At 71.6% G+C, this 13,165-nt stretch carries 10 protein-coding genes and 1 tRNA gene; 7 read left to right on the forward strand and 4 right to left on the reverse strand.

Annotated elements, in window-relative coordinates:
* Positions 1 to 21 precede the first annotated feature (21 nt).
* A complete protein-coding gene (locus ACFVFH_RS04875) occupies positions 22 to 663 on the forward strand; it encodes a GNAT family N-acetyltransferase (RefSeq protein ID WP_383763385.1) in 642 nt (213 codons plus the stop codon).
* Positions 664 to 760: 97 nt separating this feature from the next.
* On the opposite strand, the gene ACFVFH_RS04880 is transcribed toward ACFVFH_RS04875, so the two are convergent.
* Positions 761 to 2,395, reverse strand: coding sequence for a beta-N-acetylhexosaminidase (locus ACFVFH_RS04880; RefSeq protein ID WP_383763613.1), 1,635 nt, complete (start codon positions 2,393 to 2,395; stop codon positions 761 to 763).
* Positions 2,396 to 2,542: 147 nt separating this feature from the next.
* Between ACFVFH_RS04880 and ACFVFH_RS04885 the strand changes: the two genes are divergently transcribed.
* The 3 genes from ACFVFH_RS04885 to glmS all read left to right on the forward strand — a co-directional run bounded on the left by ACFVFH_RS04885 (position 2,543) and on the right by glmS (position 5,730).
* Positions 2,543 to 3,424 (forward strand): DUF4429 domain-containing protein, encoded by an 882-nt coding sequence (locus ACFVFH_RS04885; protein WP_383763388.1) that lies wholly within the window; start codon positions 2,543 to 2,545, stop codon positions 3,422 to 3,424.
* 142 nt (positions 3,425 to 3,566) lie between these two features.
* Positions 3,567 to 3,842 (forward strand): hypothetical protein, encoded by a 276-nt coding sequence (locus ACFVFH_RS04890; protein WP_072489218.1) that lies wholly within the window; start codon positions 3,567 to 3,569, stop codon positions 3,840 to 3,842.
* 58 nt (positions 3,843 to 3,900) lie between these two features.
* Positions 3,901 to 5,730: a glutamine--fructose-6-phosphate transaminase (isomerizing) gene (gene glmS / locus ACFVFH_RS04895; protein ID WP_383763391.1), complete on the forward strand. Its 1,830-nt coding sequence runs from the start codon at positions 3,901 to 3,903 to the stop codon at positions 5,728 to 5,730.
* Positions 5,731 to 6,128: 398 nt separating this feature from the next.
* On the opposite strand, the gene ACFVFH_RS04900 is transcribed toward glmS, so the two are convergent.
* Positions 6,129 to 6,650: a universal stress protein gene (locus tag ACFVFH_RS04900; RefSeq protein ID WP_383763393.1), complete on the reverse strand. Its 522-nt coding sequence runs from the start codon at positions 6,648 to 6,650 to the stop codon at positions 6,129 to 6,131.
* A 940-nt stretch (positions 6,651 to 7,590) separates the two neighbouring features.
* Here ACFVFH_RS04900 and ACFVFH_RS04905 point away from each other — a divergent pair.
* The 3 genes from ACFVFH_RS04905 to ACFVFH_RS04915 all read left to right on the forward strand — a co-directional run bounded on the left by ACFVFH_RS04905 (position 7,591) and on the right by ACFVFH_RS04915 (position 9,631).
* Complete coding sequence (locus ACFVFH_RS04905) at positions 7,591 to 8,820, forward strand: helix-turn-helix domain-containing protein (protein WP_383763396.1); 1,230 nt, start codon at positions 7,591 to 7,593, stop codon at positions 8,818 to 8,820.
* A 9-nt stretch (positions 8,821 to 8,829) separates the two neighbouring features.
* Positions 8,830 to 9,432: an oligoribonuclease gene (gene orn / locus ACFVFH_RS04910; protein ID WP_383763398.1), complete on the forward strand. Its 603-nt coding sequence runs from the start codon at positions 8,830 to 8,832 to the stop codon at positions 9,430 to 9,432.
* Positions 9,433 to 9,558: 126 nt separating this feature from the next.
* Positions 9,559 to 9,631: transfer RNA gene (locus tag ACFVFH_RS04915), tRNA-His, on the forward strand.
* A 156-nt stretch (positions 9,632 to 9,787) separates the two neighbouring features.
* On the opposite strand, the gene ACFVFH_RS04920 is transcribed toward ACFVFH_RS04915, so the two are convergent.
* Together ACFVFH_RS04920 and ACFVFH_RS04925 are read right to left on the reverse strand one after the other, a co-directional pair.
* Complete coding sequence (locus ACFVFH_RS04920) at positions 9,788 to 11,845, reverse strand: TerD family protein (RefSeq protein WP_383763616.1); 2,058 nt, start codon at positions 11,843 to 11,845, stop codon at positions 9,788 to 9,790.
* Positions 11,846 to 12,048: 203 nt separating this feature from the next.
* Positions 12,049 to 13,080 carry a LacI family DNA-binding transcriptional regulator gene (locus tag ACFVFH_RS04925; protein WP_383763400.1) on the reverse strand — a complete coding sequence of 344 codons (1,032 nt, stop codon included), beginning with the start codon at positions 13,078 to 13,080 and terminating at the stop codon, positions 12,049 to 12,051.
* Positions 13,081 to 13,165 lie beyond the last annotated feature (85 nt).

Below are 13,165 nucleotides of genomic sequence, written 5' to 3' on the forward strand. Positions count from 1 at the left end.
GCCGCGCGGCAGAGTCCGTCCATGAAGCCGCAGCACTGGCCCCTGTACGGGCTCCGCCTCCGCACACCGCGCCTGGAACTACGCCTTCCCGGGCTGGAGTTGCTGGACGACCTCGCCTCGGTCGCCGCCGAGGGGGTGCACGCGCCGGACGAGATGCCGTTCACGGTCCCCTGGACCGCCGTACCGCCCGAGGAACGCGGCAAGGCGGTGTTCCAGCACGTGCTGTCCACCATCGCCGACTGGTCGGTACGGGACTGGGCGCTGAGCCTCGCCGTGCTGCACGAGGGGCGGGTGGTCGGGCGGCAGGACCTGATGGCGCGGGACTTCGCCGTGACCGGCCAGGTCAGCACCGGTTCATGGCTGGGCCTCGCCCATCAGGGCCGGGGCATCGGCACCGAGATGCGGGCCGCCGTCCTGCATCTCGCCTTCGCCGGTCTCGGGGCCCGGACGGCCGTGTCGGCCGCGATGAGCGACAACCCGCGTTCGCTGGGCGTCTCGCGCCGGCTCGGCTATCTGCCGGACGGCACCGCCGTCGCCGCCGTGCGGGGCGCGCCGGTCACCGTGCGGCGGCTGCGGATGGACCGGGCGCGCTGGGAGGAGTACCGGAGCGTGGAGGTCACCGTCGAGGGACTCGACGGCTGCCGCGCGGAGTTCGGGGCCTGACGCCGCCGGCGCACACCTCGGTCCCGGCCGGGCGGGGCCCGGGAGCCGGACGGAACCCGCCCACCGGCCGGGCCCGGCCGGTCCGCCCGGGGCCCGCTCACTCGGTGGCCCAGGGGACCTCCGGCGCGCGGTAGTAGTCGATGCCCAGCGCCGAGAACCTCGGCCCCTGCGCCCCCAGCCGCACCTTGTACGCGTCCCAGTCGTGCGCGGCCTCGGGCGACCAGCCGAGCTCCGCGATGCCGGGCAGCCGGGGGAACGCCATCTGCTCGATCCCGTCGCTGTCGGTCAGGGTCTCCGACCAGAGCGGCGCCTCCACCCCCAGGACCGAGTCCGCCGGGGCACCGGCCAGGTACGTCGCCGGGTTCCAGTCGTACGAGCGCCGCACCGGGACGTAACCGGCCCAGTTCAGGCCCAGCACGGTGTCCTCGTCGTACTTCATGTCGAGGTAGCTGCGGTCGGCCGGGGACAGCACCAGCCGGGTGCCGTGCGCGGCGGCGGCCGCGACCTGCGCGCGCTCGGCGGCGCCCGTCCTGTCGTACCCCCAGTACTGCGCGACCGCGCCCTTCGCCGGTGTGCCCCCGGTCAGCTGGTGCCAGCCGACCACGGTCTTGCCGTACCTGCCGACGACGGCCTGCGCCTTGTCCATGAAGGCCACGTAGTCCTCGTGGCTGGTGGAGTGCGCCTCGTCGCCGCCGATGTGGATGTACGGGCCGGGGGTGAGCGCCGCGATCTCGCGGACCACGTCGTCCACGAAGTCGTAGGTGACGGCCTTCGGGACGCAGAGCGAGCTGAAACCGACCTCGGTGCCGGTGTACGGCGGCGGCGCGACCCCGTCGCAGTTCAGCTCCGCGTACGAGGCGAGTGCCGCGTTGGTGTGGCCGGGCAGGTCGATCTCCGGGACGACCTCCAGATAGCGGGAGGCCGCGTACCGGACGATCTCCCGGTAGTCGTCCTTCGTGTAGAAGCCGCCGGGGCCGCCGCCGACCTCCGTCCGCCCGCCGTACGTGGCGAGCCTCGGCCAGGAGTCGATCGCGATCCGCCAGCCCTGGTCGTCGGAGAGGTGCAGATGGAGCTTGTTCATCTTGTAGAGGGCGAGCTGGTCGATGTAGCGCTTGACCTCGGCGACGGAGAAGAAGTGCCGGGAGACGTCGAGCATCGCGCTCCGGTACGCGTAACGCGGCACATCGGTGACCGTGCCGCCCGCGACCGTCCACGGCCCCCGCTGGGGGCTCCTGCGCTCCACCCCGGCCGGGAGCAGCTGGCGGAGCGTCTGGACGCCGTGGAAGAGCCCCGCGGGGCCGCGCGCGGTGATGGTCACCGAGCCCCGGCCCGACTTCAGGCGGTAGCCCTCGGCGCCCAGTTCGCCGTCGCGGGCGTCGACGCGCAGCCGGATGCCGTCGCCCCCGTCGCCGGTGACCGGCAGCGGGTAACCGGTGGACGGGCGCAGCACGCCCGCCAGGTAGTCGCCGACCTTCCGGGCCTCGCCCGAGCCGTCGACACGGATCCTGGTGCCCGCCGTGATGGTGTACGGGGAGCCGCCGGGTTCGGCCGCGGCGGGGGCGGGCACGACCTGGCCGAGCGGGCGGGGCGGGGCGGCGGCCGGGCCGCCGTGCGCCGCCGGTCTCTCCGCCGCTCCGGCACCGGAGATCCCGGCCGCGGTGACCAGGAGCAGCGAGCCGAGGAGTCTGGGCAGGGTGGTGCGCGGTGTCCTGTGCAGTCTCACGAGCCGGATCCCTTCGACGGGTTCACACCTGTGGATCTCCTGCGTGACCGATGCGGATCTCTGAGCGACCATGCCATCACCATGCGTATCGCGCGTCTCACGCGCGGTCAAGGTGCAGACCGCTTTCCCTGTTTCGCGGCTGACAGAATCTGTCGCATGGCGGAAATAATCCAGCGCGACGGGACCTGGCACTTCGACGGCGAAACGGTACGGATCGTGCCGGGCCGGGGCAAGGGCGTCCATCCGCTCCGGCAGGAGCTCGGCGAGTGCGCCGTACCGCTGCGGGCCCTGGCGGGCGTCTCCTTCGAACCGGACCGCAAGGGCGGTCGGCTGCGGCTGCGGCTGCGCGACGGCGCGTGCCCGGTGCTGCGGGCGGCCGGCGGGCGGCTGAAGGACGCGGCGGACCCGTACCAGCTGACCGTGGAGAAGGACCGGAGCGGGGTGGCGGAGTACTTCGCCGACGAGGTGCGCGACGCCCTGCGGGTCGAGCAGGTGCCCACCGGCGCGGTCGACGGCTTCCTGCTGCCGGGGCCCGCGGTGCCGGTCGCCGGTGGCGGCGGGGACGGCACGGCCTCGTTCGACGGGGAGACCGTGCGCCTGACGTGGAACTGGAAGGCCAAGGAGGTCAAGCTCTCCGGCGGTCCGGTCGCGTTCCCGGTGTCGGAGGTGACGGGTGTGCACTGGATGCCCGCCATCGGCCTGGAGAACGGCCATCTGCGCTTCGTACGGGGCGAGGACCCGGCCTCCCGCGCCCAGGAGGCCGAGTACGACCCGTACGCGCTGGACCTGTGGGGGCTGTCCAAGAAGGAGTACACGGCGGTCCTGGTCGCGGCGGCGGTCCTGGTGCGGCTGCCGGGCGCGGCGGAGCGCGCCCCGGCGGCGCTGCCCGCCGCTCCCGAGGAGAGCGCGGCCCCGGCGGCCGACGACCACGACGTGGCCCTGCGGCGGCTGCGCGAGCTCGGCGAGCTGCACCGGTCCGGGGTCCTCACCGACGACGAGTTCGCCGCCGCCAAGCAGGCCGTCCTCAGGCGCCTGTAGCGTCCCGGAGCGCCGCGCGCCGGGCCCGTCCCGCCCGCCTCCGGACGGTTCCCGGGCCGTTCGAGACCGTCATCACACCCGAGCCTGCCCGATATCGGGCAGGATTGTTGCGTAAGCGCCCCGCCCATCGCAATATCAACGAGTGCTCGAACGCCGCCCGTCGCATGACGACCTCATCGACCACCTGGTGCGCAGCACCGCGCTCCAGCGCGGTGAAGCCGCCCGGGTGATCCTCGACGTGCTGGCGTACTTCGACGAGACGACCGACGACTTCGTCCGCCGCCGCCACCGCGAACTGCAGTCCGGCGGCCTGGTCAACGCGGAGATCTTCGAGCGGATCGCGGCCGAGCTGCCGCACCGCGCGGTCGCGCCGCCGGAGCTCTCGCTCCGCCAGCTGCGCCGCATCGTCTACGGCTGAAGAACCCGCGGCCGAGCGCCGGGCACCACAGGTACGTCGATGGAGGGGCAGAGACTCTATGTGCGGAATCGTCGGATACATCGGGAAGCGTGACGTGGCTCCGCTGCTGCTGGAAGGGCTGCAGCGGCTGGAGTACCGGGGTTACGACTCCGCGGGCATCGTCATCACCGGCAAGGCGTCGGCGGGCAGGCCCGCCGCGCTGCGGATGGTCAAGGCCAAGGGCCGGGTCCGCGAGCTGGAAGCCCGCGTCCCCAAGCGCTTCACCGGCACCACCGGGATCGCCCACACCCGCTGGGCCACCCACGGCGCCCCGAGCGACGAGAACGCGCACCCGCACCTGGACGCCGACAACAAGGTCGCCGTCGTCCACAACGGCATCATCGACAACGCCTCCGAGCTCCGTGCGAAGCTCGTCGCCGACGGTGTCGTCTTCCTCTCCGAGACCGACACCGAGGTGCTGGTGCACCTCATCGCCCGCGCCCAGGCGGACACCCTGGAGGAGAAGGTCCGCGAGGCGCTGCGCTCGGTCGAGGGCACGTACGGCATCGCGGTCATGCACGCCGACTTCAACGACCGCATCGTGGTCGCCCGCAACGGCTCCCCGGTGGTGCTCGGCATCGGCGAGAAGGAGATGTTCGTCGCCTCGGACGTCGCCGCGCTGGTCGCCCACACCCGCCAGGTCGTCACCCTGGACGACGGCGAGATGGCCACCCTGAAGGCCGACGACTTCCGTACGTACACGACGGAGGGCTCGTCCACGACGGCCACGCCGACCACCGTGGAGTGGGAGGCCGAGTCGTACGACATGGGCGGCCACGACACGTACATGCACAAGGAGATCTCCGAGCAGGCCGACGCCGTCGACCGGGTGCTCCGCGGCCGGATCGACGACCGCTTCGCCACCGTACACCTGGGCGGCCTCAACCTGGACGCCCGGGAGGCGCGCGGGGTCCGCCGGATCAAGATCCTCGGCTGCGGCACCTCGTACCACGCGGGTCAGATCGGCGCCCAGCTGATCGAGGAGCTCGCCCGCATCCCCGCCGACGCCGAACCGGCCTCCGAGTTCCGCTACCGCAACCCGGTGGTCGACCCGGACACGCTGTACGTCGCGGTCTCGCAGTCCGGCGAGACGTACGACGTGCTGGCCGCCGTCCAGGAGCTCAAGCGCAAGGGCGCCCGGGTGCTCGGCGTCGTCAACGTGGTCGGTTCCGCGATCGCCCGGGAGGCCGACGGCGGTACGTATGTGCACGCCGGGCCCGAGGTGTGCGTCGTCTCCACCAAGTGCTTCACCAACACGGTCGTCGCGTTCGCGCTGCTCGCCCTGCATCTGGGCCGGATCAGGGATCTGTCGGTCTCCGACGGCAAGCGGATCATCGAGGGGCTGCGCAGGCTCCCCGCCCAGATCAGCGAGATCCTGGCCAACGAGGACGAGATCAAGAAGATGGCGGCCGAGTACGCGGACGCCAAGTCGATGATGTTCATCGGCCGGGTCCGCGGCTACCCCGTGGCCCGTGAGGCCTCGCTGAAGCTCAAGGAGGTCTCCTACATCCACGCGGAGGCGTACCCGGCCTCCGAGCTGAAGCACGGGCCCCTCGCGCTGATCGAACCGGCGATGCCGACGGTGGCGATCGTGCCGGACGACGACCTGCTGGAGAAGAACCGCGCCGCGATGGAGGAGATCAAGGCCCGCAGCGGCCGCATCCTCGCCGTCGCCCACCAGGTGCAGGAGAAGGCCGACCACACCATCGTCGTGCCGAAGAACGAGAACGAGCTGGACCCGATCCTGATGGGCATCCCGCTCCAGCTCTTCGCGTACCACACGGCGCTGGCCATGGGCCGTGACATCGACAAGCCGCGCAACCTGGCGAAGTCCGTCACCGTCGAATAGGCCCTCCACCGTCGAACAGGCCCTCGCGGAACGGCCGAGATATGCCGTGCGGTCCCGCATCCGCCGCCACCGCGGATGCGGGATCGCGTCGGCACCGGCCGGTGCCTGCCCCGGTGCACCGGCCTGTCCGGTAACCGTGATGTACCCCCCACAAGCACCCAATCCACCTTTCCCGGGCCCTCAAATGCCGGTTTTTGACGGCGATTTGACGCCACGTCGAACGGATGCGCCACAGCGAGGGCACCCAGGGGACGGAAGGGGCCGCGGGGGCGCAGGACGCCGGACTGCCGGGCGCGGGGAGCCGGGCCGTCCGTGCGGGCTTCGGGCCGGCCGCCGCGAGCCGCACGGACACGGCCGGAAGGCGCCGCGGCGGTCCGCGGGAGGTCCGGTGACGGCTCTCAGGGGATGACGACGACCGGGCGCTGCGCGCGTCGCGCGAGGCGGCCCGCCACCGAGCCGAAGATCCTGCCGACGATGCCGTGCGTGGAGCCGACGACGATGGCGTCGGCCGAGTACTCCCGGCCGACCTCCTCCAACTCGTGGCAGATGTCCCCGCCGCGCTCGACGAGCACCCAGGGGACCTCGGTGAGGTAGTCCGCGCAGGCGAGCTCCAGGCCGAGCACCTCGGTGCGGTGATCGGGCACGTCCACGAAGACGGGAGGTTCGCAGCCCGCCCAGACCGTGGTCGGCAGCCGGTTGGCGACATGGACGATGATCAGACCGGAGCCGGATCTTCGGGCCATCCCGATGGCATAGGCGAGGGCCCGCTCGCTGGAGGTCGAGCCGTCGAAGCCGACCACGACCCCATGGCGGAACGCCGGATCGCAGGAATGACGTGTTTCTTCGACCGTCAGCGGGTCCGACATGGGGTCGGCTACCTGCTTGCGGTCGGCGGGTTCGGGGATTTCGTGACCGGCCATCGGTGTCTCGGCGAAGAGAGTCCTCGTGAGGAGAGCGACGTGGGGAAGGAGCGTCAGCGGGCGGTGTTGCGGTGTCCGGGAATCATCTTCCCAACCCCTTACCCCCAAGGGTACGGCGCCACTCCTCCACTGCCCAGACCCGCGCAAAGCGCGCGCGACGTTTCACGGAGCATGCCCGAGGCGGACCGGTATGGCAATGCCGCTTGTGCTGTACACCGACGCCGCCGGGGACGTCCGGCCGCGATCCGTGACCGGACGGAGCCGGGTCCGTCGCCCCTGCGCGCCGGGGTGCGCCCTCCGGGCCCCGGCGCGGCCGCGGAATGGATCATCGCGCCGCCGCCGACGGCACCCCGCCCCGGGAGTCACACCGCACCCGCTCCGGCCCACCCGCCCCGTCGGGCCGATCCACCCGGACGGGTACCTGCACCGGCCCGGCGGGCGGAATCCGGTCGTTGCGGTTTGCCACCACCCCGTTCCGTACGATCACCCCTCCGACCTGCCCAGGGGGCGCAAAGAAGCGGTTGATCACCCGGGTTGTGCGCCGGTTCAATGACTGAATCACGTATGCACAACCAGCTATTTTCAGCCAACTTCATACCCGTACCCATTCCTTGCCGAATTGGCCGATCAACCCCCTTGTCACCAGGCAGGAAGAGACCGCGCGGTACGCTTCCACCCAACGGGGACGGGCCATGAACGCGAGACGCCCTTCCCTGCACGGCCATCGGATGAAACGCTTCGTGATCGAATGCTTCCCGCCAAGTTGCCTTGTCGACATAACGCCGGTTGGTGAACTTGTCACGCCGGCACCACGGGACGCAGTAGATTCGATCTTGGGTATCGAAGTCTGGGGAACTCGTGCAGGACCGAGGGGAAAAGTGCAGGTGCGACAGGCCCGTAAGGACCAGGAAGACGCGAACACCGAGGGGGGCTTAGCGTCATGAGCCAGGACTCCGCCGCCGCAACGGAGGCTGTACGGAAGCTCAGTGGCCGTCGACGACGAGAAGTCGTCGCCGTGCTGCTGTTCAGCGGCGGCCCCATCTTCGAGAGTTCGATCCCGCTCTCCGTGTTCGGAATCGACCGCCAGGACGCGGGAGTTCCGCGCTACCGACTCCTCGTCTGCGGAGGAGAAGAAGGACCGCTGCGAACCACCGGGGGACTCGAACTCACCGCGCCCTACGGGCTGGAGGCGATCAGCAGGGCAGGCACCGTCGTGGTGCCCGCCTGGCGCTCGATCACCTCGCCACCGCCCGCCGAGGCACTGGAGGCGCTCCGCCGCGCCCATGAGGAGGGCGCCCGGATCGTCGGGCTGTGCACGGGCGCGTTCGTGCTCGCCGCCGCCGGCCTGCTGGACGGCCGCCCGGCGACCACGCACTGGATGTACGCGCCGACGCTGGCCAAGCGCTATCCGTCGGTGCACGTCGACCCGCGCGAGCTCTTCGTCGACGACGGCGACGTGCTCACCTCCGCGGGGACGGCCGCCGGGATCGATCTCTGTCTGCACATAGTCCGCACGGACCACGGCACGGAGGCCGCCGGGGCACTGGCCCGCCGGCTCGTCGTGCCGCCGCGGCGCAGTGGCGGCCAGGAGCGCTACCTCGACAGGTCTTTACCTGAAGAAATCGGCTCCGACCCGCTCGCCGAGGTCGTGGCCTGGGCGCTGGAGCACCTCCACGAGCAGTTCGACGTGGAGACGCTGGCCGCGCGCGCCTACATGAGCAGGCGGACCTTCGACCGCAGGTTCCGTTCGCTCACCGGCAGCGCCCCGCTCCAGTGGCTGATCACCCAGCGGGTGCTGCAGGCGCAGCGGCTGCTGGAGACGTCCGAGTACTCGGTCGACGAGGTGGCGGGCCGCTGCGGCTTCCGCTCGCCGGTCGCGCTGCGCGGACACTTCCGGCGCCAGCTGGGCTCCTCCCCCGCCGCGTACCGGGCCGCCTACCGGGCCCGCCGTCCGCAGGGCGGTGGCGCGGAGCCCATGGCCCCGGTGACCGAACCGGTCGTACCCGCCCAGGGCGGTGCCGCGATCCGGCGCACCCCGGCCTCCCCGCCGGGCGCGCACGTCATCACGGCGCCGACGGCCGGCCCGGTCCCGCCGGAGCAGGGGAAACCCGTCCCCGACGCGTACACGACCGGGCGCCCGACCCTGCCCGGTCAACGGAGCGCCCCGTAGGGTGGGGCCATGAACGATCGCATGGTGTGGATCGACTGCGAGATGACCGGGCTCTCGTTGACGGAAGACGCACTCATCGAGGTGGCCGCGCTGGTCACCGACTCGGAGCTGAACGTACTCGGTGAAGGGGTGGACATCGTGATCCGCCCGCCGGACGCGGCCCTGGAGACCATGCCCGAGGTGGTGCGGCAGATGCACACCGCCTCGGGCCTGCTCGACGAGCTGGCCGGGGGCACCACCCTGGCCGACGCCGAGGCCCAGGTGCTGAACTACGTCCGCGAGCACGTGAAGGAGCCCGGCAAGGCCCCGCTCTGCGGGAACTCGGTCTCCACCGACCGCGGTTTCCTGGCGCGGGACATGTCGGCCCTGGAGGGCTATCTGCACTACCGGATCGTCGACGTCTCCTCGATCAAGGAGCTGGCGCGCCGGTGGTACCCGAGGGCGTACTTCAACAGCCCGGACAAGAACGGCAACCACCGGGCACTCGCGGACATCCGTGACTCCATCACGGAGCTGCGCTACTACCGCGAGGCGATCTTCGTACCGCAGCCCGGACCGGACTCGGAGCGGGCCAGGGCCATCGCGGCCCATGTCGCGCCGCCCACACCGTAGGACCTTGTGAAGCCGCTGGTCATAGCCCTTTCGGGGGTCAGGATCAGCGGCTGAACAATGAGGGCGCGAGCACCCTCTCGGACCCTGTACACTTTTTCTCGGCCGGTCAGAAAAAGACCGGACATGGTGGGTATAGCTCAGATGGTAGAGCACCTGGTTGTGGTCCAGGATGTCGCGGGTTCGAGTCCCGTTACTCACCCTGAAGGGAAGGGCCCCGGTCTTCGGACCGGGGCCCTTCTCGTGTTCCGCGCCTCAGGGGGCCTGGGCCCCGCCGGGCCCCTCCGCATGCGGTACGTCACACACGCGGAAGGCCCGGCGCAGGCCGCTCACCGCCCGTGCCGGGGCGGATCGGGTCTCAGCTCGCGTCCGTCCGCGCGTCGGCCCCGGAGCGGCGGGGCGCCTGCGTTTCCAGCAGGACGACGACGGCGGCGTGGAAGCGGTCCACCGCCGCGTCGACGCTCCGGATGAAGCCGGACTCCGCGTTGCCCCGGCCGCTGCCCATGCCCTTGAAGAGCGAGAGCCGGAAGCCGGTGATCTGTGTACCGTCCTTGGGCAGGATGTCGGCGGGCTCGGGCCGCAGGCGTTCCAGGGTGCCGCGCGGCCCCGGGGCGTCCCCCTCGACCAGGGTCTCGATGTGCAAATCGGCCGGGGCGGCGGCCAGTTGGCGGATCAGGCGTTTGGCCTTGCTCAGCGGGTATCCCGATTCGGGCGCGGGCACCTCGATCGACGTACGCAGCTTTCCCGTCCGGAGGTCGGCGGTGATGGCGAGGAGGCCCGGCGTGCCCTCGATCCGGATGACCGCGTGGAGACGCCCCACCGCGCAGAGCTGGTCGGCCAGCTCCGCGCGGCGCACCCGCGGGTCGGCTCCGCGCTTGGCGCGCTGGACCGGCAGTACCTTCTGGCCGAGCTCGCCGCCCAGCCGCAGGCAGACCTGACGGACCAGCCGCTCCCAGTTCTCGATCACTTCCAGGGCACGGGGATCGCCCTGGCACAGCGTCTCGTCGTCGATGCCCCTGCGCACCGGGACCCAGGCCGCGCCCATGTTCTGGAATCCGTGGCAGCCCGAGTTCTCGTGCTGGAGGTAGTGGAGGAGTTCCTGGAGCAGCCAGGCGTGTGCGGCATTGCCCACGCCTTCGTGACGGATCAGCATCTGCGCCTGGTGCGCCACCTCGGCCCAGGACAGATGCCGGAGGGCGACCTTGTGCTTGCGCCGGCCGTCGATCCTCACGTCGACGAGTGAGCTGCCCTCCAGCGCCACGTCGTTGGAGAGGGTGATCACGGCCTCGTATCCACGCCGGGCCGCGATGTCCATGTACGCCTGCACCTGGTCGGCCCTGAGGGCGCTGCCGTTCGTCTTCGTCTCGACCAGCGCGGTCCACAGCTTGCCCGCCCGCTCGACCCGGATGACGCCGTCGGGACGCCGGGGAGTCTCGCCGTGCGGGAACGACACCTCCGTGAACGTCTCCATGCGTCCGGCGGGTGCCCCGAAGGCCGCTGTCAGACGGCGGCCGAACTCCGGGACCTGCGCCATGACGGACAGCACGACCGATGTCGCGCGCGTCTCGCGTTCCCGGTCGCTCTTGAGCGCCGACGCGGGAAAGAGCCGGGCCTCGCGCCACGCGTCGTTCTCGGCGAGGGACCTCTTGGCGGCCCTGGGAAGCGTCACCTTCTTCTTCGCCGTACGCGGACGGGCCGGACGCTTCTCCCGTGCCGGGGGGTCCTCGGCCGTGGCGGCGGCCGGCGGCGATGCCGGGGGCGGGGCCTGTGCGGGGATGACCGGCGGCGCCCCGGGCGCGGCCGCCGGTGCGGGTTCCGCCGGGGGCGCCTGCTCCTCACCCACCTCCTCCCGCGGCACGGCATCGTCCGCGTCGTCGTCGATGTCGACACCGAAGTCCGTGGCCAGACCCGCCAGCCCGGACGCGTAGCCGTCACCGATCGCCCGGAACTTCCAGACGCCGGACCGCCGGTAGATCTCTCCGAAGATCAGCGCGCTGACCGCTCCGGGGTCCTCGATGGCGAACCGGAGCAGTGGTTCGCCGACGCCGTCCGCGAGCGTGAGGCGCAGATCGTGGAGGCCGTCGAACCGGGAGCCGTCGTAACGGCTCGCCGCGACGACGATCCGCTCGACCTCCGGCGGCACCGCGTCGAGATCGAACCCGATCCGGTCCTCGCTGCCCTCGGCCGTGGGCGTCTTCCCCAGAAGCTGCACGCTCCCCGCGCCGGCGACGGGGTTGTTGTAGAAGCAGAAGTCGGCGTCGTTCCCGACCTTGCCGTTCCCGTCGAGCAGCAGCACGGAGACATCGGCGTCCCCCTCGCCCGTGTCGCTGCTCCAGGCCAGGCCCACCATCACCGAGCCGACGTCCTCGCTCAGCGCCGCCAGGCCGACGTTCGAACCCTTGACCATCTCGTGCATGAGGCCCCCCAGATGCACGGCCGCATCGGACGCACCCGGCAGCCTCTCGCGTGACGTTGTGTGGTGCGTCACACATTCGCCGTACACGCAAACCTTAGGGGACGGACCGTCCGTTCGTGGAGAACATGTGAAATACGGAAGTACCACTTCCGCCTTCGCGGCCCCGGGCCGGGGCACCGGTCACCCGGAGCGGGCAGCCGCCGTCATGACGAGTCGCGGACGACCAGTTCCGTGGGGAGGACGATCTGGGGGCGTTCCGGGTGCTCGCCCGCGATCTCCTTGAGCAGGACGCGGGCCATCGTGCGGCCCATCTCCTCGATCGGCTGGCGCACGCTGGTGAGCGCCGGGTCCATGTGGCGGGCCACCGCCGAGTCATCGAAGCCGATGAGCGCGACATCGTCCGGGATGCGGCGGCCCGCCTCGCGCAGCACCTGGCGGGCGCCCGCGGCCATGACGTCCGAGGCGGCGAAGACCGCGTCGACGTCGGGGCGGCGGGCGAGCAGTTCGCGCATGGCCCGTGCGCCGCCCTCCTCGGAGAAGTCCGCGGGGGCGATCAGGCGGTCGTCGGCTCCGAGACCGGCCTCGGCCATCGCCGCGCGGTAGCCGTCCAGGCGGCGCTGCGCGCCGTAGACGTCCAGGGGGCCGGTGATCGTGGCGATGGCGCGGCGCCCCCGGGAGACGAGATGGGCGACCGCCCCACCGGCACCGGCGAAGTTGTCGGAGTCGACCGAGGCGAGCGTCTCGGAGGCCGATCTGCGGCCGCTCATCACGGCCGGCATGCCGAGCTGCTCCAGCAGGTCCGGCAGCGGGTCGGCGGCGTGGACGGAGACCAGCAGCACACCGTCGACGCGGTGCGCGGTCAGGTACTGGGCCAGCCTGCGGCGTTCGCGGTCGTTGCCGACGAGGGTCAGCAGCAGCTGCATCTCGGTGTCGGCGAGCGCCGCGCCGACCCCGCGCACGATGTCGGAGAAGTACGGCTCGGCGAAGAAGCGGGTCTCCGGCTCGGGCACCACCAGCGCGATGGCGTCCGTGCGGTTCCCGGCGAGCGCACGGGCCGCGCGATTGGGTACGTAACCCAGCTCGGCGACGGCCGCCTCCACCGCCTCGCGGGTGTGCGCGCTGACCCGTGGCGAGCCGTTGATGACCCGCGAGGCCGTGCCGCGCCCCACCCCTGCCCGTGCCGCGACTTCTTCGAGCGTGGGCCGGCCACCGCTCCGTACTCGCGCTGCCGCCATGGCTGCCTCCCGTTCGCGGTCAATTTCTCACAGCCGGATGGCCAAACCAAGTCCTGGTGCGGGCTCCCCCGGCCGCCGTACGGGC

This window comes from Streptomyces sp. NPDC057697 (genome assembly GCF_042799335.1).
In the GTDB taxonomy this organism is placed as follows: domain Bacteria; phylum Actinomycetota; class Actinomycetes; order Streptomycetales; family Streptomycetaceae; genus Streptomyces.

Coding starts and splice junctions, on each gene's coding strand:
- ACFVFH_RS04875 (WP_383763385.1), top strand. CDS start 22: ATGAAGCCGCAGCACTGGCCCCTGTACGGGCTCCGCCTCCGCACACCG.
- ACFVFH_RS04885 (WP_383763388.1), top strand. CDS start 2,543: ATGGCGGAAATAATCCAGCGCGACGGGACCTGGCACTTCGACGGCGAA.
- glmS (WP_383763391.1), top strand. CDS start 3,901: ATGTGCGGAATCGTCGGATACATCGGGAAGCGTGACGTGGCTCCGCTG.
- ACFVFH_RS04900 (WP_383763393.1), bottom strand. CDS start 6,650: ATGGCCGGTCACGAAATCCCCGAACCCGCCGACCGCAAGCAGGTAGCC.
- ACFVFH_RS04905 (WP_383763396.1), top strand. CDS start 7,591: ATGAGCCAGGACTCCGCCGCCGCAACGGAGGCTGTACGGAAGCTCAGT.
- orn (WP_383763398.1), top strand. CDS start 8,830: ATGAACGATCGCATGGTGTGGATCGACTGCGAGATGACCGGGCTCTCG.
- ACFVFH_RS04920 (WP_383763616.1), bottom strand. CDS start 11,845: ATGCACGAGATGGTCAAGGGTTCGAACGTCGGCCTGGCGGCGCTGAGC.
- ACFVFH_RS04925 (WP_383763400.1), bottom strand. CDS start 13,080: ATGGCGGCAGCGCGAGTACGGAGCGGTGGCCGGCCCACGCTCGAAGAA.